Here is a 19911-nt window from a genome sequence, read left to right as displayed (position 1 = left end):
TTCGGCGATCCGCCGGAAGGCCCTGAGGATTCTCCGAGAATTCTTCGGGCTTTTCGGGCCATCCGGAGAAATGCCGATCGGGGGAAACCACTCAGCGGCACCGCGAACATGCCGACCTGTCCGAATGAGCGGGTTGCCAAAGGGGTGCGGCCCGACAGCGAAACCACGGAGGACCGGGTGAGCCTGACCGACCTGGCCAGTGTCCTGTGGCGCTCTCGCGAGCTGCTGGAGATGCTGCTGTTCAAGCTGGAGGAGGAGCAGTTGCTGCTCGCGGCCAATCGGTCGCGCTGGCTCAGCCACGCCACCCGGGAGGTGGAGGTGGTGCTGGATCAGATCCGGCAGACCGAGGTCATCCGTGCCGCGTACGCCCAGGAGGTCGCCGCCGAGCTCGGCCTCAACCCGGAAGCGTCGCTCGGCGAGCTCGCCGACGCCGCACCTGATCCCTGGTCGGACCTGTTGCACCAGCACCGCAAGGCATTCCTGCTCCTGACGTCGGAGATCCGGGCCCTGGCCGACGTCAACCGCGAACTGCTCACCGCGGGGCAGCGGGCGGCTCGCGAAACCATGCTCGTGTTTGCCGAGACTGTGGAAACGTACGGGCCGCAGGGCCAGACCGTCACCGGCGGCGCTCGCCGCCCCACGCTCGTTGATGAGGCGATCTGATGGGCAGCACTTTCAGTGGACTCAACACCGCCCTGACCTCCCTGTACGCGCAGCGGCGCGGCCTGGAGGTCACCGGCCAGAACATCGCGAACGCGAACACCGAGGGGTACACCCGGCAGCGCGTCACGATGCAGTCGCAGAACGCCAACCTGGTGCCCGGCGTGTACGCCACCACCACGGCGGTCGGCAACGGCGTCGCTGTCTCCTCGGTGGACCGCCTCCGCAACGCGGCACTGGACCAGCGCAGTTACACCGAGCACGCGAACTCGGCGTACCACAACGCGCGGGCCGGGGCCTACAACCAGATCGAGGACGTGTTCGCGGAACCCAGCGACACCGCGCTGCAGGCCCGCATGGCGGACATGTGGGACGGGTGGAACGCGATCACCACCAACCCCGACCAGCTGGCCGGCAAGTCCGCGGTGATCGAGCAGGCCACCACGGTCGCCTCCACGCTGAACGACGCCGCCGCGTCGCTGAACAACCAGTACAAGGCGGCCCGGACCGGCCTGGACACCTACGTGAACGACGTCAACAAGGCGGCCGACTCGGTGGCCAAGCTGAACAACCAGATCGTCGTCGCCACCCAGGCCGGGCTGCAGGCCAATGAGCTGCAGGACCAGCGGGCCCAGCAGATCCTCAAGCTGTCCGAGCTGACCGGGGCGAGCGCGACCGAGCTGCCGAACGGCTCGATCAACGTCTTCGTCGGCAGCGCGCCGCTGGTCAGCGGGTTCAGCACGCGCCAGATCGAGATCGAGTCGGGCGGCGCCACCCGGCTGGAGGACCTGAACACCAGCGAGGTCAACCTGCGCTGGGCGGACACCAAGGCCGCGGTCGCGGCCGGCGGCAGCATGGGCGCCTCGATGGAGCTGCTCGCCAAGGGCGGCACGCTGGACACCGTCACCCAGCGGCTGAACACGGTCGCGAGCAAGCTCGCCGACTCCGTCAACAAGGCCTACAGCGCCGGCTACGCCACCGACGGGACCACCGGCCAGCCGTTCTTCGTGCGCACCGACAACGACTCGACCAGCAACGTCACCGCCTCGCAGATCAAGGTGGCGGTCACCGATCCGGCCAAGTTGCAGATCTCCAGCGGCGACCCGACCGGCACCCCGAAGGTCCTGGACGGCAACGTCGCCGACCAGATCTCCGACCTGGCCGACTCGAAGACCGACGCGGACGCCGAGTACCAGTCGATGATCGGCGAGCTGGGCGTCTCGGCGCAGTCCGCGATCCGTCGCCGGGACGTGCAGAACGCGGTGACCGACCAGGTGGACGCGTCCCGGGACGCGGAGTCCGGGGTCAACCTCGACGAGGAGATGACCAACCTGCTCACGTACCAGCGGGGGTACGAGGCGGCCAGCCGCGTGCTCACCACCGTCGACTCGATGCTTGACCAGTTGATCAACCGCACCGGCATGGTCGGTAGGTAAGGGAGCCCGTCATGAGCAGCAGCCCCAGGGTCACCGAGAGCAGCGTACGCACCCGGACCATGGCCAGCCTGCAGCGCAATCTGGGCCGGACCCAGCAGGCACAAGATCAGATCTCCAGCGGCAAGCAGCTGAACCGCCCGTCGGACTCGCCGACCGGCACGGTCACCGCGCTGCAGTTGCGCGGCGAGGTGCGGGCCAACAAGAAGTACTCGGCCAACGCCGACGACGCGGTCGGCCGGCTCGGCGTGGTGCAGGACAACCTGCAGTCCTCGGTGGAGCTGCTGACCGTGGCCCGCAACCTGACCCTGGAGGCCAGGAACGGCGGGCAGAGCACGCCGGAGGCGAACAAGGCCCGGGCCGCCCAGCTCGAGCAGCTCAAGGGCAACCTGGTCCAGTTCGCCAACTCCAAGTATCTGGACCGCCCGGTGTTCGGCGGGTCCACGCCGGACTCGTCGGCCTACGACAACAGCGGCAAGTTCGTCGGCGAGGGGGCCGGCGAGACGCTCCGGGCGATCGGCCCGAACGCCAAGGTCCGGGTCGACGTCCGCGGCCCGGAGGTGTTCGGCGCGGACCAGATCGACGACCCCGCCGGCAGCGGTACCAAGGTGGACAACCCGAACCAGATGTTCAAGGTTCTGGACAACATCATCGACGCGATGAAGTCCGGAGATGCGGACGCCCTGGACACCGGCCTACAGAACCTCGATAAAGCGTCTGATCTCGTGAAATCCACTCTTTCGGACGTAGGCGCCCGATACAATCGGGTTACACAGATGAAGCAGTCCTCGGAGGATCGCTTGATGTCCGTGTCGTCGCAGTTGTCCGACATCGAGGATGTCGACCTGCCCAAGGCGATCATGGAATTGCAGCTCCAGCAGACCTCGTATCAGGCCGCCCTGGCCGCCACGGCCAAGGTGATCCAGCCCTCGCTCATCGATTTCCTGAGGTGACCATGACTACTCGCACCATGTCCCGACCGATCGAGGCCACCATGACCGACCCGTCGCTGGGCCTGCCGACCATCTCGATGGCGACGCCCATGCCCGGGTTCCCGGCGCACAAGGAATTCGTCCTGGTGCGTTTGAACGACGACGGTCTGCTCTACGCTCTCACCTCGATCAACGACCCGGATCTGCGTTTCCTGGTGGCGCCTCCGGAGCCGTTCTTCCCGGAGTACGCGCCGGAGATCGACGAGGCGGTGTTCGCCGCGCTGAACACCAAGGACCCGGACCGCGTGCTGCTGCTGACCGTCATCACCGCGAACAAGGACGAGACCACCGCGAATCTCCTTGCTCCGATCGTGGTGGACCGGGACAGCATGCGGGCCGTGCAGACGATCCTCACCGGCTCGGGCTATCCCGTCCGAGCGATCATGAACCGGGCGTTCTGAATCCTCCACCCGGGGGTTGTTCGCGAATAACCCTCAGCCCAGGCGCGGTCGCGTTCCCTCGCGGCCGCGCCTTTGTCATGCTGTCCGTTCCGTGGATGGAGGAGGACGTCGATGCTTGTGCTGACCAGGCGGGCCGGAGAGAGCGTGATGATCGGCGACGACGTCGTGATCACCGTGCTGGAGGCCCGCGGCGACGTCATCCGGCTGGGCATCCAGGCGCCGCGTGACGTGCAGGTGCACCGCGAGGAGGTGTACCGGGAGCTGCAGGACGCGAACCGGGCCGCCGCCTCGCCGTCGGACGCCGAGGTGGACGCGATCACCAAGATGTTCGACAAGCCGGACGAATGAGGGTGGCCCGCCGCCGCCGGTGGCGGGCGCACCACACCTGCACCGGCGGCTGACCCCGGAGACAACGCGCGACAAGCATTCTTCTCGTCGACGGGGAACTTCAGTCGGGGAGCGATCGTGGGCGCAGAGCGTGAATCAGTCATCGGCGGCGGTGTCATCGGCGCCGTGTGTGCGCTGGATCTGACGGTGGATGCCCACGTGCACACCGGGTTTTCCGCCGGGCGGGACGCGGTGGGTGTGGTGGTCTCGGCCGCCGACCGGGCCGGCCTGACCGCGCTGACCTTCGCCGACCAGGCCGGGCCGGAGACCACCTGGCTGACCGCCTACGCCGACTCGGTGCGCCGGGCCCGGCACCGGACCGAGATGACCCTGCGGGTCGCCGCCGAGGTCGAGGTGGTCCGCCCGGACGGCTGGCTGGCGTTGCCGGCCGACCTGACCCAGCTCGACGCGCTGTCGGTGGCGACCTCCGCCCTGCCGTACGGCGATGATCTGCTCGATGCCCGCGCGGTCCGCGCCCTGCTCGCGGCCGGCGGGACCACCGCCGAGCACGTCGCCGAGCTGCTGGTCGCCGCGACCGTGCGCGGTCTCGAGCGGGCCTCGCGCTACGTGCCCACCCAGCTGGCCCGCCCGCTGGCACTGCTGGCCCAGGCGGGTGTCGACGACGCCGCGGTGTCACCGGCGCTGATCGCCGACCTGGCCGCCGCCTGCCGTGGCACCGGCACCGTCGTGGAGATCAGCGAGGCGTGGCGCAGCCCGTCCCCGCGCCTGATCGCGATGCTGCGGGACGCGGATGTGACGCTGGTGCCCGCGAGTGACGCGCGGTACGCGGCCGAGGTGGGCGGCTGGCAGTACCTGCGACGAGTCTGAACGAAAGGCGAACACGGGCCGCACTGGTCTCCGTACGCTCTGTCATGCCAGCACTTCAGCATGGGAGAGATGCGATGAGTATGGTTCAGCAGGCCATCGAGGTCAGTGCACCGTTGCACACGGTGTACGAGCAACTCGCCGCGTTCGAGAACTATCCGCGGTTCATGACCGGCGTTCGCCAGGTGACCACCACCGGCACGGACCAGACCCACTGGATCATGGACGTGGACGGCAAACGCCGCGAGTTCGACGCCCAGATCATCGAGCGGACCCCGGATGAACGGGTCTCCTGGTCCACCATGGAGGGCCCACTTCTGGCCGAGACGCTCACCCTGCGCCCGATGGGGGAGACGAAGACCCAGATCGTCGCCCAGCTCGAGGCCGACATCGCGTTCCTCATGCCCAGCGACCGGCACGGCCAGGAATCGCTGAACCGCCGCCTCAAGGCCGACCTGACCACGTTCAAGGGCCTGGTCGAGAGCGGTGTCCTGGGCGGCCGCGCGATGCCGACCGGCGCCGCCACCAAGCTCTTCCCCGGCCCCTCGCACACGCTGTTCAGCCCGGAGTTCGCCTCGCCGGCCTCGGTCGCCACGCGCGTCCACCGGCACCCACCCGCGACGCAGCCCGCTCCCCATCCGGGCGCCGGGTGGGACAACGGCGCCGCCGACCTGGGCAATGCCGACCCGACCGGCACCGGCCTCACCGAGAACCCGCTGCACCACGCGGCCGGCGCGTCGAGCAAGCCCGACGGCGGCTGGGTCAGCGGCGGCTCGGCCGGCTCGGCCCGGATGGGCGGACGCACGCCGGCCAGCGACATCTGGGGCAGCGGCATGATCAACGAGGAAGACCGCGGCATCGGCTGACCAAAATCGGAGATCAAATTCTTTATTGCCTCGGCTGCGGCCGATAACTGATCGTCGCTCCCGCGGGGACCCTTGCGACCCTCGCAAGGGCGCGGGGCGCCCAGAACGCGAGGCCCACAAGGGCGACGTCCGCGGGTGGGCGCGGTAAAACCGAAGACCCCGAACGGCCGCCGCTCCACCCGGAGCGGCGGCCGTTTCGTCAGCGCGGCGCGGCTTCCAGGGTGACCAGCAGCCGGGCCCCACGTGGCGAGGCGTGCTCGTAGCGCACCGACCCCCCGTTCGCCTCCACCAGCTGCCGCACGATGAACAGCCCGAGCCCGGCCCCCCGGATGAACCGCCCGAACAGACTGGGCAGCACGTCCTCCGGAATCCCGGCCCCGCTGTCCTGCACCACCAGCAGCACCGTGCCGCCCGGCTGCCGGCCCGCGCTGACCACCACCGGCGCGGCCCCGTGCGTGACCGCGTTCTTCACCAGGTTCTCCACCACCACCGCGAGGTGCCCGCGGTCGGCGAGCGCCGCCACGTCCTCGTCGATCGCGATCTCCACCTGCCCGTCCGCGCCGGCCACCGAGCGGGCCAGCTCGTGCAGCGGCACCGGCACCCGCCGCGCGGTCACCGCCCCGGTGTCCAGCCGGAACAGCAGTTGCAGGTCGTTCATCATCTTGATCAGCCGGCGGGTGTTCTTGTCGATCTTCTGGGCCAGCTCGAGCCGGATGTCGTCGGGCAGGTCCGCCCAGTCCGCGCAGAGCAGCTCGGCGAGGCTGGCGATGGAGCTGATCGGCTGGGCCACGTCGTGGGTCAGCATCGAGGTGAGGTCGTTCTTGAAGGCCAGCGCCGCGGCCAGGTCCGCGTTGCCGCGTTCGAGCTCGGCGGCGTGTTCGCTGAGCGCCTCCTCGGCCTCCTTGCGGGAGGCGATGTCGACGCAGGTCGCGACGTAGCCCCGGGGCGCCCCGGCGGCGTCCGGGATGGCCGCCATGGTGGCCAGCACCGGCACCGCGGTCCCGTCGGCGCGGGGCAGCAGCCAGTCCCCGCCGCTGCCCGGTGGCGGGAGCGGGGGCGGTTCGCCCAGGTCGTCGTGCTGTCCGGTGAGCTCGCGCCAGCGCCGGTTGACGTCGATCACGCGGTAGTTGGCGTCCAGCACCATGACCGCCTCGTTCATCGACTGCAGCAGCGTGTCCGCGAAGTCCTGCCGGTCCCGCAGCTCGGCGACCAGCCGGCGCTGGCGCCGATCGGCGACGTCCAGGGTCCGGACCAGAAAGGCCAGTAGTCCCAGCAGCGCGAGCGCGGCGAGAATCGCGCCGGTGCTGACCGCCGCCGCCGGGCGGCTCAGCCCGGTGCGCACCGCGAACGCGCTGACCAGCGCCGCGATCAGTGGCGCCGCGATCAGCGCCGGCGCCAGCCGACGGACCGCGGTCCGCGGCCCGGACTGGTCGAGGGTGCGCAGCGGCCCGGCCTCCGGACGGGCCAGGATGGCGCCGGCGGTCAGCGTGAGCAGTCCGACGGCCAGGTAGAGCGGCATCACGCCGGCGGGCTCCTGCCCGCTGGGAAAGGTCGCGGCGAAGAGCCGGGGGACGAGCGCGACCAGCGCGATGGTGGCGGCGCCGAGCAGCAGCGGGTCGGCGACCCGGACCGGGACCGCGCCGACCCGGCGGGGCAGCCGCAGGTCCAGGCAGGCGAGCGCGAGCCCGGACAGCAGGGTGGCCACCGCGACGGCCGGATGCCGGTCCAGCGCGAGGCAGCCGAGGATCGCCGCGGCGAGCGCGAAGCCCGCCGCGGCCCCGGCGCGCAGCCGGCCGGCGACTCCGGTGGTCAGCGGCACGACCTGCAGCAGCAGGGCGAGACCGGCCGGAACCAACGCGAACGCCGGAGCGGGCGGGAGCCCCTCCGGCGGCGCGGTGAGATCGGACGTGTGCGTGTTCAGGACGCCGAGGACGGTGACCGTGACCCCGGCGCTCCCGGCGATCAGCCGGGACAGCCTGCCCACGCCGCGTGCCGCGATGTGCACATATCCCCCCATGACGTGAGGAAATGATCATATCGCGACGCGAGCGGTTACTTACCCGCCCAGGCGAACCCTTCCTCCAGGCGGATCTTGCTGGCCACCCGCGAGATCTCCGTGTGCATCCGATTCGCGTGATGGCCACAGAAGGCCAGATCGCCGCCGCTGCTCAGGGTCACCTCCAGCTTGGCGGCCGCGCCACAGCGATCACAGCGATCGGTCAGTTCGCCGACGGTGTCGATCTCGGGCGACAGCAGGGTGGTCATATCGCTCTCCTTGCTCATGGGCCGAATGAACGGGGCTCAACGGCGGTGTGCAGCGGTCCTGACAGCGGACTTAATCGGCCCTCGGTCAGGGTGCCTTAGGTTTCGACCGGCGCTTCCCCAGTGATCCGGCCGGTCGAATCGGCCCCGGTTCGGTGCAACGGTGGTGCACCCCGGCGAGACCCGGCCGCGCACTGATTCCTCTACAAGATTTCCCTCAAGTCGCCACGGCATTCCATCTGGAGCCGGGGCACTCAACCTGAGGGAGACTTTGATGCTCGGTTCCGACGCCCGTCGCTTGGCCGTCCGTTTCGCGGCCGTCGCGAGCGCCGCCACCGCTTCTCTTTACGGTTTCACCGGGCCGGCCTCGGCCGCTCCGGTTCCGGCCGCTCCGGCGACCGGGACCATCCTGGAGGCCGGCGCCGCCACGGCCATCCCGGGAAGTTACATCGTGGTGCTCAAGGCCGGCGCTTCCGCTTCGCAGGACCTGGTGGCCGGCTACGGCGGTCAGGTCCTGGACAACTACAAGGCCACCGTACGCGGATTCCACGCCCGGATGTCCGAGACCCAGGCGGCCCGCCTCGCGGCCGACCCGGCCGTCCAGTACGTCGAGCAGGACGCCAAGATCACGACCGCGGCCGTCCAGCCGAACGCCACGTGGGGCCTGGACCGGATCGACCAGCGCGCCCGCACGCTGGACCGGACGTACACGTACCGCTCGGCGAAGGACGTCACCGCGTACGTCATCGACACCGGCATCCGCACCTCGCACAAGGACTTCGGCGGCCGGGCGACCAGCGGCTGGGACTTCGTCGACGGCGACAAGACCGCGGACGACTGCAACGGGCACGGCACCCACGTGGCCGGCACCATCGGCGGCGCCACCTACGGCGTGGCCAAGGACGTCAAGCTGGTCGGCGTCAAGGTGCTGGACTGTGACGGCTCCGGCTCGTACTCCGACTTCATCGCCGGCATCGACTGGGTGACCGCGCACGCCAAGCTGCCCGCGGTCGCCAACATGAGCATCGGCGGCCCGAAGGACAAGGCGCTCGACGACGCGGTGAACCGGGCGATCGCCAAGGGCATCACATTCGCCGTCGCGGCCGGCAACGACAACCGGAACGCCTGCAGGTTCTCGCCGTCCGACACCAGCAACGCGATCACCGTCGGCGCCGTGGACACCGCGGACAAGCGGGCCTCGTTCTCCAACTACGGCACCTGCCTGGACATCTTCGCGCCCGGCGTGAACGTCAAGTCGACCTCCAACTCCTCGAACACCGCCACCGCGTTGATGAGCGGCACCTCGATGGCCAGCCCGCACGTGGCCGGCGCGGCCGCCCTGGTGCTCGGCGCCCACCCGTCCTGGACCCCGCAGCAGGTCCGCGACGACCTGGTCGCGAACGCCGACTCGGGCCTGGTCCGCAGCCCCGGCGCGGGCTCGCCGAACAAGGTCCTCTACACCGGTTACCTGAATGACAGCGCCGCCGCGGCCAAGGCCAAGGCGGTCGCGAAGGCCAAGGCCGCCGCCAAGGCGAAGGCCGCGGCGAAGGCGAAGGCGAAGGCCGACAAGAAGCGCCGCTGACCTGATCCGGGCACACGCCGCGGGACGCTCCAAGCGTCGCGCGGCGTCGTGTTTTCTCAGACTTCGGTCGTCCGGCCAGCGCTGCGGCAAAGTGCCCAACTCTTCGGTCCGGGGCGGCTAGCGTGAGATCGACCCCAGCCCGCGAGGAGGACCCATGTCCGAGGCGCCGGTCGCCGAAACGCCGACCATCCTGGTCGTCGACGACGAAGAAGACCTCCGCGACATCATGCGCCGCATGCTGGAGCGCAAAGGCTACGCCGCCATCACGGCGGGTGACCCGGACGAGACCACCGCGATCTGCCAGAACCACGCCGGCAAGATCGACGTCATGGTCACCGACCTGACGCTGCCCGGCGAGCAGACCGGGGGCGAGTTGGCCGCCGCGGTCCGGAAGATGCGGCCCGGGATCCACGTGATCTTCATTTCCGGCCTGCCCAAGGACATCGCGGTCGCCAAGGGCCTGGTCAGCGACGACGACATCCTGGTGAAGAAACCGTTCACCGCGGACGCCCTGCTCGAAGCCCTGCGACGGGTGCTGGGCGACGGCCCCGACCAGGCCGGGGCGGTTTCCTAGCCGGGCCAGGGGACGGTGAGCTCGCCCAGCCGCCAGCGGGCCGGGCCGTCGAGCACCGGCCGGCCCTCGTCGCGCAACCGCCGGACCGTGGCCAGCCAGCGCTGCCGCGGACCGAACGGGGTCGCCTCGGTGTCCCAGGCCCGGCCCAGCGCGCGCAGCAGCTCGTACACCGGATGACCGGGCACGTTGTGGTGGATCAGCGCCTTCGGCAGGCGCTCGGCGAGCACCGCCGGATGGTCCAGCACCGGCAGCCGGACCGACAGCGTGAGCGTCGACGGCACGCCCGCCTCGACCACCGCCCACGTGGCGATCCGGCCCAACTCGTCACAGGTGCCCTCGACCAGCAGCGCGCCGGTGCCGGTCATCTGCCGCCAGGCCGCGGCCACCTCGTCCTCCGGGTACTGCCGGAGCACGTTGAACGCGCGCACCACCACCGGCGCGAGCCCGGCCAGCTCGAAGCCGCCGCGCCGGAACTCCAGGAGCGGGGGATCCGCGAAGGGACGGGCGGCTTCCACCCGTACCGGATCGATTTCCAAACCGACGACCGCGACGTCCCGGCGGACCGCGACCGCCAGCCGGCCCCGGAGTTCCACGGCGGTGACCGGGGACGCGCCGTAGCCGAGATCGATCACCAGCGGCACGTCCGCCGAGCGCAGAAGACCTTCGCACCGGTACGCGATGAAGTTGTCCACCCGCCGCAGGCGGTTCGGGTTCGTGGTGCCCCGGGTGATCGCGCCGACCGGTTTCACCTGTTACAGCTCCCGGTGCACCTTGTGCTGAGCGGCCTGGGCGATCGGCCGGATCACCAGCCGGTCGATGTTGACGTGCTGCGGCCGGGTGGCGGCGAACGCGATCACGTCCGCGATGTCGTCGGCGACCAGCGGCTCCCGGACCCCGGCGTAGATCGCGTCGGCCCGCGCCTGGTCCCCGCCGAACCGGTTGAGCGAGAACTCGTCGGTGCGCACCATGCCCGGGTCGATCTCGATCACCCGCACCGGCTTTCCGGACAGTTCCAGGCGCAACGTCCCGACCAGGCCGGTCTGCGCGTGCTTCGCCGCGACATAACCCCCACCGCCCTCGTACGGCGTGAAGGCCGCCGTCGAGCCGACCGTCACGATCGTCCCGGCCCCGCTCGCCTCCAGCGCCGGCAGCAGCGCCTTGGTGACCCGCAGCGTGCCCAGCACGTTCACGTCGAACATCGACTGCCAGTCGGCGACCGCGCCGCTCGCGACCGGGTCCAGCCCGACCGCCCCGCCGGCGTTGTTGACCAGCAGCGCGACCGGCGCGCCGAGCCCGTCGACCGCGGCGGCCAGCGCGGCCACCGACTCGTCCGAGGTCACGTCGCACACCACCGCGGTGACGTTCGAGCCGATCTCCTTCACCAGCGCGTCCAGCCGGTCCGCCCGGCGGGCCGCGGCGACCACGTGGAATCCTTCCCCGGCCAGACGGCGTGCGGTCGCCGCGCCGATCCCGCTGGACGCTCCGGTGACCACTGCGATTCTCTGCATGGTTCCGATCTAACCGCATGACCTGAGTCACCCCGGCCCGGCTGCGTAGTGGTTCAGCCCACGCCGATGGGGAAGATGACAAGTGTGCAACAGGCTTGTTCCGGTTGAATTCTGGCGGAGGGATTGAACGTGGTCGAGGTCAGCTGGCCAACACCCCGGCGAATCGCCACCCTCTCGGTGCACACGTCCCCGCTGGAGCAACCGGGCACCGGTGACGCCGGCGGGATGAACGTCTACATCGTCGAGGTGTCCAAGCGACTCGCCGCCGCCGGGGTCGAGGTGGAGATCTTCACCCGCGCCACCTCCAGCGACCTGCCGCCGATGGTGGAGATGGCGCCGGGCGTGCACGTCCGGCACGTCACCGCCGGGCCGTACGAGGGCCTCAACAAGGAGGAGCTCTCCTCCCAGCTCTGCGCGTTCACCACCGGCGTGCTGCGGGCCGAGGCGGCGCACCCGCCGGGCCACTACGACCTGATCCACTCGCACTACTGGCTCTCCGGCCAGGTCGGCTGGCTGGCCCGGGAGCGCTGGGGCGTGCCGCACGTGCACACCGCGCACACCCTGGCCAAGGTGAAGAACCGGCTGATCGCGACCGGCGACCGCCCCGAGCCGAAGGCCCGGGTGATCGGCGAGGAGCAGGTGGTCGCCGAGTCCGACCGGCTGGTGGCGAACACCCGGTTCGAGGCGCAGGACCTGATCACGTACTACCAGGCCGACCCGGCCCGGGTCAGCGTCGTGCAGCCCGGCGTCGACCTGGAGCGCTTTCGCCCCGGCACCGCCGACCGGGCCCGCTTCGGCCTGTCTGAGCGGGACCGGGTCATCGCGTTCGTCGGCCGGATCCAGCCGCTCAAGGCGCCCGACGTGCTGATCTCCGCGCTCGCCGAGCTGCGCGCCCGCGGCACCGAGAACGTGACGCTGGTGATCTGCGGGGGCCCCAGCGGCAGCGGGCTGGACAAGCCGACCGCGCTGATCGACCTGGCCGCCTCGCTCGGCGTCACCGACTCGGTGGTGTTCCTGCCCCCGCAGACCGGCGCCGGCCTGGCCGCGCTCTACCGGGCCGCGGACCTGGTGGCTGTCCCGTCGTACAACGAAAGCTTTGGTCTTGTCGCCCTTGAGGCCCAGGCGTGCGGCACCCCGGTCGTCGCGGCGGCGGTCGGCGGCCTGGTCACCGCGGTCCGCGACGGCGAGAGCGGCGTCCTGGTCGACGGGCACGACCCGGCCGACTGGGCGCGCGTACTGGACCGGCTGCTCGCCGCGCCCGGCTTCCGGCACCGGCTGTCGTCCGGCGCGGTCGCGCACGCCGCACAGTTCTCCTGGGATCGGACCGTCGAGCACCTGCTGCGGGTCTACCGTGACGCGGTGAGCGAGCACCGGGCGATGATCGCGGCACGGCTGGAGGGGGCGGCGTGGGCATGGTGACCGAGCTGATCGAGCGGGTTCTCGACGATCGCGAGCTGGAATGGGAGGCCACCGGCGAGTCGTCCTATGTGGTCTCGCTGCCCGGCTCGCACAAGCTGAAGACCGCCTGCAACCTGATCGTCGGCGAACACGCGCTGCGGATCGAGGCGTTCGTGATGCGCCAGCCCGACGAACGCCGCGAGGAACTGTGGTCCTGGCTGCTGCGGCGCAACGCCCGGATGTACGGGGTGTCGTTCTCGATCGACGCCAACGGCGATGTCTACCTGACCGGACGGGTCTCGCTGAAGGGCCTCGACGAGGACGAGCTGGACCGGTTGCTGGGCGCCGTTCTGACGTACTCCGACGAGTCTTTCGACACGATGCTGGAGATCGGATTCGGATCGTCGATCCGCCGCGAGTGGGAGTGGCGCGTCAAGCGTGGCGAGTCCCTGGCGAACCTCCAGGCGTTCAAGCACTTCGCCGCTCCGCCGGCGGGCGAACCGGCCGCGAGCTGACCCGTCCCGGATCCGCCCGGCCCCGCCCCGGATCCGCCCGCGGACCCGTCTCGGATCCTGCCCCGGATCCTGCTTCGGATCCCGCTTCGGATCCGCAAGATCGGGCTGGCCTGCGCAAACGCGATCTTCCCAGCTTGAATTCACCTACTCGTCACCGGCCGTCAAGGTCATCGTGACGACCGCACTGATTCGACGCTCATCATTTCCTCGGCGGGTAAGAGTCGTTATTTCTCCCGGTGTCCGGGAGTCCGGACGAGTGATTCGCGGATCGTCCGATCGGCTGGTTGTTGGTGATTGTGACGCCTCAGACAGATGTCGACACGAATACGGGTTGTGAGGCTTGACGGGCCCAACTAGCGTGGTCGATGGACGCCGAGCCGTTAGTTCGGGGAACGGGACGATCAGCAATGATCTCCGCGGTTCGGCGTTTGGGGACGGGTGGCATAAGCCGTTGGGGGACGGCGCGACCCGAGACCGGCGGTTAGTGCGGGCGACGCCTATGGGGATGGGGGTCGCCCGCCGCCGCCGGTGCTTTTGTTTGCGGGTCTGGGCGCTGAGGATCTCGCGTTCATCTAATTCTCAGCTTCCCATTCGGGGCGCGTCGCATCGTTTCTTGCACGGACCGTGCACATCCGTCCGATGTGTATCTGTCGGTGGTGTCCATTCACAGTGGACGGTGACTGGGCTTACTCGCCGCTCGTGTGCCCAGCTTGCCGCTTCGCGTGCCCCGGCCCCGCGTGTGCCCGGCTTCCTGCTTCGTGCCCCGGCTCTGCCGCTTCGCGTGCTGGCGCTGCCGCCTCGTGTGCCGGCGCTGCCGTCGCGCGTGCCTGGCTTGCCGCTTCGCGTGCCGGGCCTGCTGCTTCGCGTGCTTGGCTTGCCGCTTCGCGTGCCGGGCCTGCTGCTTCGCGTGCCTGGCTTGCTGCTTCGCGTGCCGGGCCTGCTACGAGGTGCAGTCCCGCGCCCAGGAGGCCGATCGCGGCCACGATGATCCAGTGCCCGGAGCCGAAGACCTCCAGCCCAGCCCCGCCCAGCGCCGGCGCCACGAACGCCGCCGCCGGAAAGCTCAGGAAGAACACCGCCTGATAGCGCCCACGCAGCAGCGGCGGCGCCAGCTCCGAGTTGATCGCGGCGTTCGGCGGCGCGGCGAGCATCCCGCCGACCGTCCAGATCACCGCCGCGCCCAGATAGACCGGCAGGCTGTCGGCCACCGCCAGCACCGCGAACCCGCCCGCCATCACCACCATCGACAGCGCCAGCACCCGATCCTTGCGCCGCCCGTCGATGACCCCCGGCACGAACAGCTGCCCGACCACGATCAACGCCCCGCCGAGCGCCGTCACCAGCCCGTAGTCACCCGGCCCGAGCCCATCGGCGTGCATCGCCAGCGGCACGATCGTGTTGACCTGGGTGCTCAGCAGCGCCTGCAGCACGGTCAGCCCGACAAAGGCCAGAAAGACCCGGTCGGCAAGAACCGTCCGCATCCCGGCCTTCGCTCGCGTCCCGGTCTTCGTTTGCGTCCCGGCTTTCGTTTCCGTCCTGGCTTTCGTCCGTATTCCGGCTTTTGCCCCTTCCGGCCGCACGGCCCGGCTTAGCGTCTCCGGCACCTTCCACGCGATGATCAGCGCGGTGACCAGCGTGCTGGCGGCATCCAGTAGGAAGAGTCCGAGGTAGCTCCAGCGCGCCAGCAGCCCGGCCAGCAGCGACGCCCCCGCGGTACCCAGGTTGAACGCCCAGAACTGCAGATTGAAAGCCCGCAGCCGATGCCCCGCCGGCACCATGTCGGTGATCGCCGCCACGAACGCCGGCCCCGGCATCGCCTGAACCAGCCCAAGCAGCAGACACAGCCCCGAGATCACCGGGATCGGCGTGCTGAAGGCCAGCGCCGCCAGCACTCCCGCGCAGGCCAGATGCGACCAGATCAGGGTCGCCCGCCGCCCCCACCGATCGGTGAGCACACCCCCGAAAAGCGTCCCGACAACGCCACCGATCCCATAGGTACCGACCACGACCCCGGCAAGCGCCGCCCCGGCCCCACGCTCCGAGGTCAGGTAGAGCGAAAGATAGAGAACCGCAAACCCGCCGATCCGGTTGATCAGCAGCCCACCCCAGAGGAACCAGTACACCCCGGGCAGCCCACCGACAGCACCCCGCAGCCACCCCCGCACCGCGCCACCCCTCATCCCCAGCACCCCCGCCCCCGCCTGCGCCGCCCTGCCTGCCGCGCCGGCCCCGCCTTGCCGCGCCGCGTCGTCCCCGCCGTCCAGTTCGCGCCGCGCCGGCTCCACCGCGTCGGCCATGCTGTGGCCTCGCCTGCTCCGCCGCGTCAGCCATGTCATGCAGCGCCAGCCATGGCACGCCAGCGGTCTGCCCAGCGCCCGAGCGTCGCCAGACAATAAACAGCAAACATTCTTAACTGTAATGGGTGAGGGTGCCGCGTCGGAAAGGCCGATCCCTGCTCCTGGAAGGTCGTCCGCCTCCACACCCGCGACGCCGCGATCCGACCGCCTCGCCCGCGAGCCCCGCCCGCGGGCGGCGCCGACGAAGCCCGGCTACGCGGCCCGTCAGCGTGCCTCGCCTACGAGCATCCTCGAAGCCGAGGACTGCCCGAGAGTCCTGCCCGCGCGGGCCCGCGGACAAAGCCCCGCCCACCCAGGGGGCAGTCCGCCACCAGCCATTATCCCGGAAAAATCCAAGATCCCGTTCGTCCCCTGTGGATAACCCGCCGCTGTGGAAAACCTAAACGATCATCAAAGTCGCCCTAGGCTTGTGGCGATCAACAGGGCGTGCCGGGAGGCCGGCGACCGGTGTGCGGCGACCGGGCGTGCGGCCGATCGAACGACTGAGCGAGAGGGGGGAGATATTGCCGTTCGGACGGTGTCCCGGTGGCAAGGTCCACTCTGGCCTGGGGCGCCAGCCGGCGACGGTCAAGTGTCTGCGCTGGTTGTGGATCTGAGTTGAGGCACGGCTCTGAGGCGTGGCGCCAGGGCGCGGCACCGTGGTGCGTCGCGGTGGCGGTGCGGTGTGGCCTGACGTGCAGCGCTCGGTAGTGACGTGTGCGGCGGCGGTGCAGCGGTGCGGCGCGATGCGGCGGCGGTGCGGTGAGGCGCGACCTGATGCGCTGGGCTGGCTGCGGCGTGGCTCTGAGGTGCGGCGCGGCGGGTGGTGCGGCGCGGCGTGGCCTGACGTGCAGCGCTTGGTGGGAGCGTGTGTCGACGGGTGGCTGTCAGGTGGTGGCTTGCCCGGGCGGGGGGTGATTGCTGGGTGCTGCGTGGTCCCGGGCAAGCGGCGGTCAGCCGGCGGGTGCGGTCGGCGCGAGATCGTCAGCAGGTGCTGCGGACGGGGACGACGGGGCGGGACGGGGCGGGGCTTCCTCCGTACGGCGCAAAAGGGCTCTCCGCTCGCGAGCCGGGCCGGTCAGCAAGTGGCCGGCGCCCGCCAGGGTGCAAAGGCCGAAGCACCCCAACCACAACGCCATCGACCCCCACCCCTGAAGCGTCAGCCCACCGAGTACCGGCGCCAGCGCCGTCCCGACCGACCAGGACAGCGAGTTGAGGCCCTGGTACCGGCCGCGCAACGCCGGCGGGGACAGTGCCGCGAGCGTCGCCGCGTTGCTGGGTGACTGCAGCATCTCGCCGAGCGTCCAGATCACCACCGTCAGCGCGTAGACCCAGGCGGCGTGGGCGAACGCGACCAGCCCGAACCCGACTCCGACGATCACCGAGGCGACGGCCAGGACGCGGTACGGCCGGTGACCCTCGATCAGCCGGGGCACGAAGAGCTGCCCGGACACGATCAGGATCCCGTTGACCGCGATCACCCACCCGTAGGTCGCGGCCGAGAACCCGTCGGCCAGCATCGCGATCGGGAGCGTCGACGCGTGCTGCAGGATGACCATCACGGACAGCAGGTTGATCACCAGAAAGACCAGGAAGACCCGATCGTTCAGGGCGGCCCGCATCCCCCCACCCGACGCGCCCCCGGAACCGGCGGCGGCGCGGTGGGCGGCCGGGCGGGCCCCGGGCACGGAGGCGGCGCCCCCGGAGCCGGCGGCGGCGCGGCGGGCGGCCGGGCGGGCCCTGGACCCGGAGGCGGCGGCGCCGGAACCGGCGCCGGTGCGGCGGGCGGTGCGGCGGGACCCGGACCCGGAGGCGGTGGCGCGGCGGGCGGACGGGTGGGTCTCGGACAGGAAGGCCAGCGTGATCGTCGCGGTGACCAGTGTGGTGGCCGCGTCCACGACGAACAGCAGCAGGTAGTCGAACTGCGCGGCGAACCCGGCGGCGATCGCGGCGAGCGCGAACCCGAGGTTGATCGCCCAGTAGTTGAGCGAGAACGCCCGCACCCGGTCATGTTCCGGCACCAGGTCGACCATCATCGCGGAGAACGCCGGCCGCACGCCTTCGGCGAACAGCCCGAGGAAGCCGGTCACGATCAGGATCTGCGGGTACGTGTGGGCGAACCCGAGGGTCAGCATCAGCGCCGACGCGCCGAACTGGGCGACGAGCATGGTCGGCCGGCGGCCCCACCGGTCGGCGAGGACGCCGCCGGTCATCGTGCCGATCGCGCCGCCGACGCCGTAGAGGCCGATCACGAACCCGGCCTGGCTCTGCGTGAAGTGCCGTTCCCCGGTCAGGTAGATGCTCAGGAACAGCACCACGAACGACCCGAGCCGGTTGATCAGCGTGCCGGTCCAGAGGAACCAGAACTGCCGGGGCAGCCCACCCGCAGCCTGCTGCAGCCACCCTCGCACAAGATCCCCCGTAAGCACTGGAACAGCATTTGCTCCCTTACAACCTAGGTGATCTCGCAACCGATTTTCCACCCGCCCGGACTGTCGCCGGATCCTGCGGGGAAGATGTGGTCATGACTGGAACCCTGGTGCTGTTGCGGCACGGCAACAGCGAGTGGAACGCCAAGAACCTCTTCACCGGCTGGGTCGACGTGGACCTGGACGCCAAGGGTGAGGACGAGGCCCGGCGCGGCGGGGAGCTGCTCAAGGAACAGAACGTGTTGCCCGATGTCGTGCACACCAGCCTGCTGCGACGCGCGATCCGGACCAGCGAGATCGCGCTGCACATCACCGACCGCCACTGGATCCCGGTGAAGCGCTCGTGGCGCCTCAACGAGCGCCACTACGGCGCGCTGCAGGGCAAGGACAAGAAGCAGACCCTGGAGACGTACGGCGAGGAGCAGTTCATGCTCTGGCGTCGTTCGTACGACGTCCCGCCGCCCCCGATCGAGGACGACTCGGAGTTCTCCCAGGCGAGTGACGCGCGTTACGCGGCGCTCCCGCCGGAGATCAAGCCGAAGGCGGAGTGCCTGAAGGACGTGCTGGAGCGCGCCCTGCCGTACTGGTACGACGCGATCGTCCCGGACCTGCGGGCCGGCAAGACCGTGCTTGTCGCCGCGCACGGCAACTCGCTGCGCGCGATCGTGAAGCACCTCGACGACATCTCCGACGAGGCGATCGCGAAGCTGAACATCCCGACCGGCATCCCGCTGCGCTACGACCTGGACGAGAACCTGCGTCCGATCACGGTGGGCGGCACGTACCTGGACCCGCAGGCGGCCAAGGAGGCCGCGGCCGCGGTCGCCAACCAGGGCCGCTGAGCAAAGCTGAGCAAGCTGAACAAAGCTGAGTAGAGCTGAGTAAAGGGCGAGGGCCGGGACACCCCCGTGGTGTCCCGGCCCCCGCGTGAACCGGGCGGTCAGTCCTGACCCGCGACCGGCTCTCCAGTGACCAGGTAGATCGTGTGCTCGCTGATGTTCACGGCGTGGTCCGCGTACCGCTCGTAGAACCGGCCGAGCAGCGCCCCGTCGATCGCGGTCTCCGCTCCGTACGGCCAGTCGTCGGCCAGCATGATCTTGAAGAGCTGACGCTCCAGATCGTCGATCGCGTCGTCGTCCTTCTCCAGCTCGGCGGCGAGACCTGCGTCGCTGTGGGTCAGCACCGTCGTGATCTTCTCGGCCATCTGGTCGGCGATGTCGGCCATGCCCTTGAAGACCGGGCGCAGCTCGGCCGGCACGGCCGGGGACGGGTGCCGGCGCGCGGCGGTCTTGGCCACGTGCTCGGCCAGGTCGCCCATCCGCTCCAGGTCGGCGGAGATGTGCAGGGCGGTGATCGCCCGGCGCAGGTCGACCGCGACCGGCGCCTGCCGGACGATGATGTCGGCCACCTTCGCCTCGACCTGACTGAAGATCGCGTCCACGTCCGCGTCGCGCTGAATGACGGACTGGGCCGCCTCCAGGTCGGCGGTCAGCAGTGCGGACGTCGCCTTGCGGAGCGCGGCACGCACCGACTCCGCCATGGTCACCAGCAGCCGAGTCACTTCGGTGAGTTCGGCTTGGAACTCCTCGCGCATGTTTTAAAGTCCCATTTGTCGGGGCCGCCCCGCTGCCTGGGATACGGCCGATGTGTGCAGCTCACGGTAGGTCGGTAGGGCTTCCCGGACATGAACGCCGGTGAACGACGCCAGGCCCGGCGGTGAACATTATTCGACGCGCGCCCGGT

Annotated in this window: 19 protein-coding genes; 12 read left to right on the top strand and 7 right to left on the bottom strand. The window is 70.3% G+C overall.

Annotated elements, in window-relative coordinates:
- Window positions 1-177 precede the first annotated feature (177 nt).
- The 7 genes from L3i22_RS50695 (at window position 178) to L3i22_RS50665 (ending at window position 5564) form a co-directional block, all read left to right on the top strand.
- Window positions 178-663, top strand: coding sequence for a flagellar protein FlgN (locus tag L3i22_RS50695; RefSeq protein ID WP_221324522.1), 486 nt, complete (start codon window positions 178-180; stop codon window positions 661-663).
- Complete coding sequence (gene flgK / locus L3i22_RS50690) at window positions 663-2096, top strand: flagellar hook-associated protein FlgK (protein ID WP_221324521.1); 1434 nt, start codon at window positions 663-665, stop codon at window positions 2094-2096. The genes L3i22_RS50695 and flgK overlap by 1 nt, the downstream gene beginning before the upstream one ends.
- Before the next feature lie 11 nt (window positions 2097-2107).
- Entirely contained in the window at window positions 2108-3046 is a 939-nt protein-coding gene (locus L3i22_RS50685; protein WP_221324520.1) for a flagellin, read from the top strand.
- 17 nt (window positions 3047-3063) lie between these two features.
- Window positions 3064-3486: a flagellar assembly protein FliW gene (gene fliW, locus L3i22_RS50680; protein ID WP_255657745.1), complete on the top strand. Its 423-nt coding sequence runs from the start codon at window positions 3064-3066 to the stop codon at window positions 3484-3486.
- Window positions 3487-3597: 111 nt separating this feature from the next.
- Window positions 3598-3834 (top strand): carbon storage regulator CsrA, encoded by a 237-nt coding sequence (csrA, locus tag L3i22_RS50675; RefSeq protein WP_221324518.1) that lies wholly within the window; start codon window positions 3598-3600, stop codon window positions 3832-3834.
- A 117-nt stretch (window positions 3835-3951) separates the two neighbouring features.
- On the top strand, window positions 3952-4701 hold the full coding sequence (locus tag L3i22_RS50670) for a hydrolase (protein WP_221324517.1): 750 nt from the start codon (window positions 3952-3954) through the stop codon (window positions 4699-4701).
- Between the two features lie 74 nt (window positions 4702-4775).
- Window positions 4776-5564, top strand: coding sequence for an SRPBCC family protein (locus L3i22_RS50665; protein ID WP_255657744.1), 789 nt, complete (start codon window positions 4776-4778; stop codon window positions 5562-5564).
- 199 nt (window positions 5565-5763) lie between these two features.
- On the opposite strand, the gene L3i22_RS50660 is transcribed toward L3i22_RS50665, so the two are convergent.
- Both L3i22_RS50660 and L3i22_RS50655 read right to left on the bottom strand, forming a co-directional pair.
- Window positions 5764-7581, bottom strand: a complete 1818-nt coding sequence (locus tag L3i22_RS50660; protein WP_221324516.1) for a PAS domain-containing sensor histidine kinase — start codon at window positions 7579-7581, stop codon at window positions 5764-5766.
- Window positions 7582-7616: 35 nt separating this feature from the next.
- On the bottom strand, window positions 7617-7829 hold the full coding sequence (locus L3i22_RS50655) for a hypothetical protein (RefSeq protein WP_221324515.1): 213 nt from the start codon (window positions 7827-7829) through the stop codon (window positions 7617-7619).
- Window positions 7830-8100: 271 nt separating this feature from the next.
- Between L3i22_RS50655 and L3i22_RS50650 the strand changes: the two genes are divergently transcribed.
- Window positions 8101-9408 carry a S8 family peptidase gene (locus tag L3i22_RS50650; RefSeq protein ID WP_221324514.1) on the top strand — a complete coding sequence of 436 codons (1308 nt, stop codon included), beginning with the start codon at window positions 8101-8103 and terminating at the stop codon, window positions 9406-9408.
- Window positions 9409-9562: 154 nt separating this feature from the next.
- The gene (locus tag L3i22_RS50645) at window positions 9563-9982 is read left to right on the top strand and encodes a response regulator (protein ID WP_221324513.1); all 420 of its coding nucleotides are present in this window, start codon (window positions 9563-9565) and stop codon (window positions 9980-9982) included.
- Here L3i22_RS50645 and L3i22_RS50640 read toward each other — a convergent pair.
- Together L3i22_RS50640 and L3i22_RS50635 are read right to left on the bottom strand one after the other, a co-directional pair.
- The gene (locus tag L3i22_RS50640; protein WP_221324512.1) at window positions 9979-10731 is read right to left on the bottom strand and encodes a class I SAM-dependent methyltransferase; all 753 of its coding nucleotides are present in this window, start codon (window positions 10729-10731) and stop codon (window positions 9979-9981) included. The genes L3i22_RS50645 and L3i22_RS50640 overlap by 4 nt on opposite strands.
- 3 nt (window positions 10732-10734) lie before the next feature.
- Window positions 10735-11490, bottom strand: coding sequence for an SDR family NAD(P)-dependent oxidoreductase (locus L3i22_RS50635; protein WP_221324511.1), 756 nt, complete (start codon window positions 11488-11490; stop codon window positions 10735-10737).
- A gap of 111 nt (window positions 11491-11601) precedes the next feature.
- On the opposite strand from L3i22_RS50635, the gene mshA reads away from it, so the two are divergent.
- On the top strand, window positions 11602-12909 hold the full coding sequence (mshA, locus tag L3i22_RS50630) for a D-inositol-3-phosphate glycosyltransferase (RefSeq protein ID WP_370644584.1): 1308 nt from the start codon (window positions 11602-11604) through the stop codon (window positions 12907-12909).
- Window positions 12903-13403, top strand: a complete 501-nt coding sequence (locus L3i22_RS50625; RefSeq protein ID WP_221330559.1) for a YbjN domain-containing protein — start codon at window positions 12903-12905, stop codon at window positions 13401-13403. The genes mshA and L3i22_RS50625 overlap by 7 nt, the downstream gene beginning before the upstream one ends.
- A 686-nt stretch (window positions 13404-14089) precedes the next feature.
- Here L3i22_RS50625 and L3i22_RS50620 read toward each other — a convergent pair.
- Together L3i22_RS50620 and L3i22_RS50615 are read right to left on the bottom strand one after the other, a co-directional pair.
- The gene (locus L3i22_RS50620) at window positions 14090-15583 is read right to left on the bottom strand and encodes an MFS transporter (RefSeq protein WP_255658799.1); all 1494 of its coding nucleotides are present in this window, start codon (window positions 15581-15583) and stop codon (window positions 14090-14092) included.
- 1109 nt (window positions 15584-16692) lie between these two features.
- On the bottom strand, window positions 16693-18150 hold the full coding sequence (locus tag L3i22_RS50615; RefSeq protein ID WP_255657742.1) for an MFS transporter: 1458 nt from the start codon (window positions 18148-18150) through the stop codon (window positions 16693-16695).
- Window positions 18151-18263: 113 nt separating this feature from the next.
- Here L3i22_RS50615 and L3i22_RS50610 point away from each other — a divergent pair, with 113 nt between their 5' ends.
- The gene (locus L3i22_RS50610; RefSeq protein WP_221324509.1) at window positions 18264-19010 is read left to right on the top strand and encodes a phosphoglyceromutase; all 747 of its coding nucleotides are present in this window, start codon (window positions 18264-18266) and stop codon (window positions 19008-19010) included.
- Between the two features lie 98 nt (window positions 19011-19108).
- Here the strand turns inward: L3i22_RS50610 and phoU are convergent, their stop codons facing one another.
- On the bottom strand, window positions 19109-19762 hold the full coding sequence (phoU, locus tag L3i22_RS50605) for a phosphate signaling complex protein PhoU (RefSeq protein ID WP_221324508.1): 654 nt from the start codon (window positions 19760-19762) through the stop codon (window positions 19109-19111).
- Window positions 19763-19911 lie beyond the last annotated feature (149 nt).

The sequence above is a fragment of the Actinoplanes sp. L3-i22 genome (assembly GCF_019704555.1).
In the GTDB taxonomy this organism is placed as follows: Bacteria; Actinomycetota; Actinomycetes; order Mycobacteriales; family Micromonosporaceae; genus Actinoplanes.
This window is presented reverse-complemented; position numbering and strand designations above follow the sequence as displayed.

What these genes read in the sequence shown, in the direction of transcription:
- flgK (WP_221324521.1), top strand. Translation starts at nt 663, where the DNA reads ATGGGCAGCACTTTCAGTGGACTCAACACCGCCCTGACCTCCCTGTAC.
- L3i22_RS50685 (WP_221324520.1), top strand. Translation starts at nt 2,108, where the DNA reads ATGAGCAGCAGCCCCAGGGTCACCGAGAGCAGCGTACGCACCCGGACC.
- fliW (WP_255657745.1), top strand. Translation starts at nt 3,064, where the DNA reads ATGTCCCGACCGATCGAGGCCACCATGACCGACCCGTCGCTGGGCCTG.
- csrA (WP_221324518.1), top strand. Translation starts at nt 3,598, where the DNA reads ATGCTTGTGCTGACCAGGCGGGCCGGAGAGAGCGTGATGATCGGCGAC.
- L3i22_RS50665 (WP_255657744.1), top strand. Translation starts at nt 4,776, where the DNA reads ATGAGTATGGTTCAGCAGGCCATCGAGGTCAGTGCACCGTTGCACACG.
- L3i22_RS50660 (WP_221324516.1), bottom strand. Translation starts at nt 7,581, where the DNA reads ATGGGGGGATATGTGCACATCGCGGCACGCGGCGTGGGCAGGCTGTCC.
- L3i22_RS50655 (WP_221324515.1), bottom strand. Translation starts at nt 7,829, where the DNA reads ATGACCACCCTGCTGTCGCCCGAGATCGACACCGTCGGCGAACTGACC.
- L3i22_RS50650 (WP_221324514.1), top strand. Translation starts at nt 8,101, where the DNA reads ATGCTCGGTTCCGACGCCCGTCGCTTGGCCGTCCGTTTCGCGGCCGTC.
- L3i22_RS50645 (WP_221324513.1), top strand. Translation starts at nt 9,563, where the DNA reads ATGTCCGAGGCGCCGGTCGCCGAAACGCCGACCATCCTGGTCGTCGAC.
- L3i22_RS50635 (WP_221324511.1), bottom strand. Translation starts at nt 11,490, where the DNA reads ATGCAGAGAATCGCAGTGGTCACCGGAGCGTCCAGCGGGATCGGCGCG.
- L3i22_RS50625 (WP_221330559.1), top strand. Translation starts at nt 12,903, where the DNA reads ATGGTGACCGAGCTGATCGAGCGGGTTCTCGACGATCGCGAGCTGGAA.
- L3i22_RS50620 (WP_255658799.1), bottom strand. Translation starts at nt 15,583, where the DNA reads ATGAGGGGTGGCGCGGTGCGGGGGTGGCTGCGGGGTGCTGTCGGTGGG.
- L3i22_RS50610 (WP_221324509.1), top strand. Translation starts at nt 18,264, where the DNA reads ATGACTGGAACCCTGGTGCTGTTGCGGCACGGCAACAGCGAGTGGAAC.
- phoU (WP_221324508.1), bottom strand. Translation starts at nt 19,762, where the DNA reads ATGCGCGAGGAGTTCCAAGCCGAACTCACCGAAGTGACTCGGCTGCTG.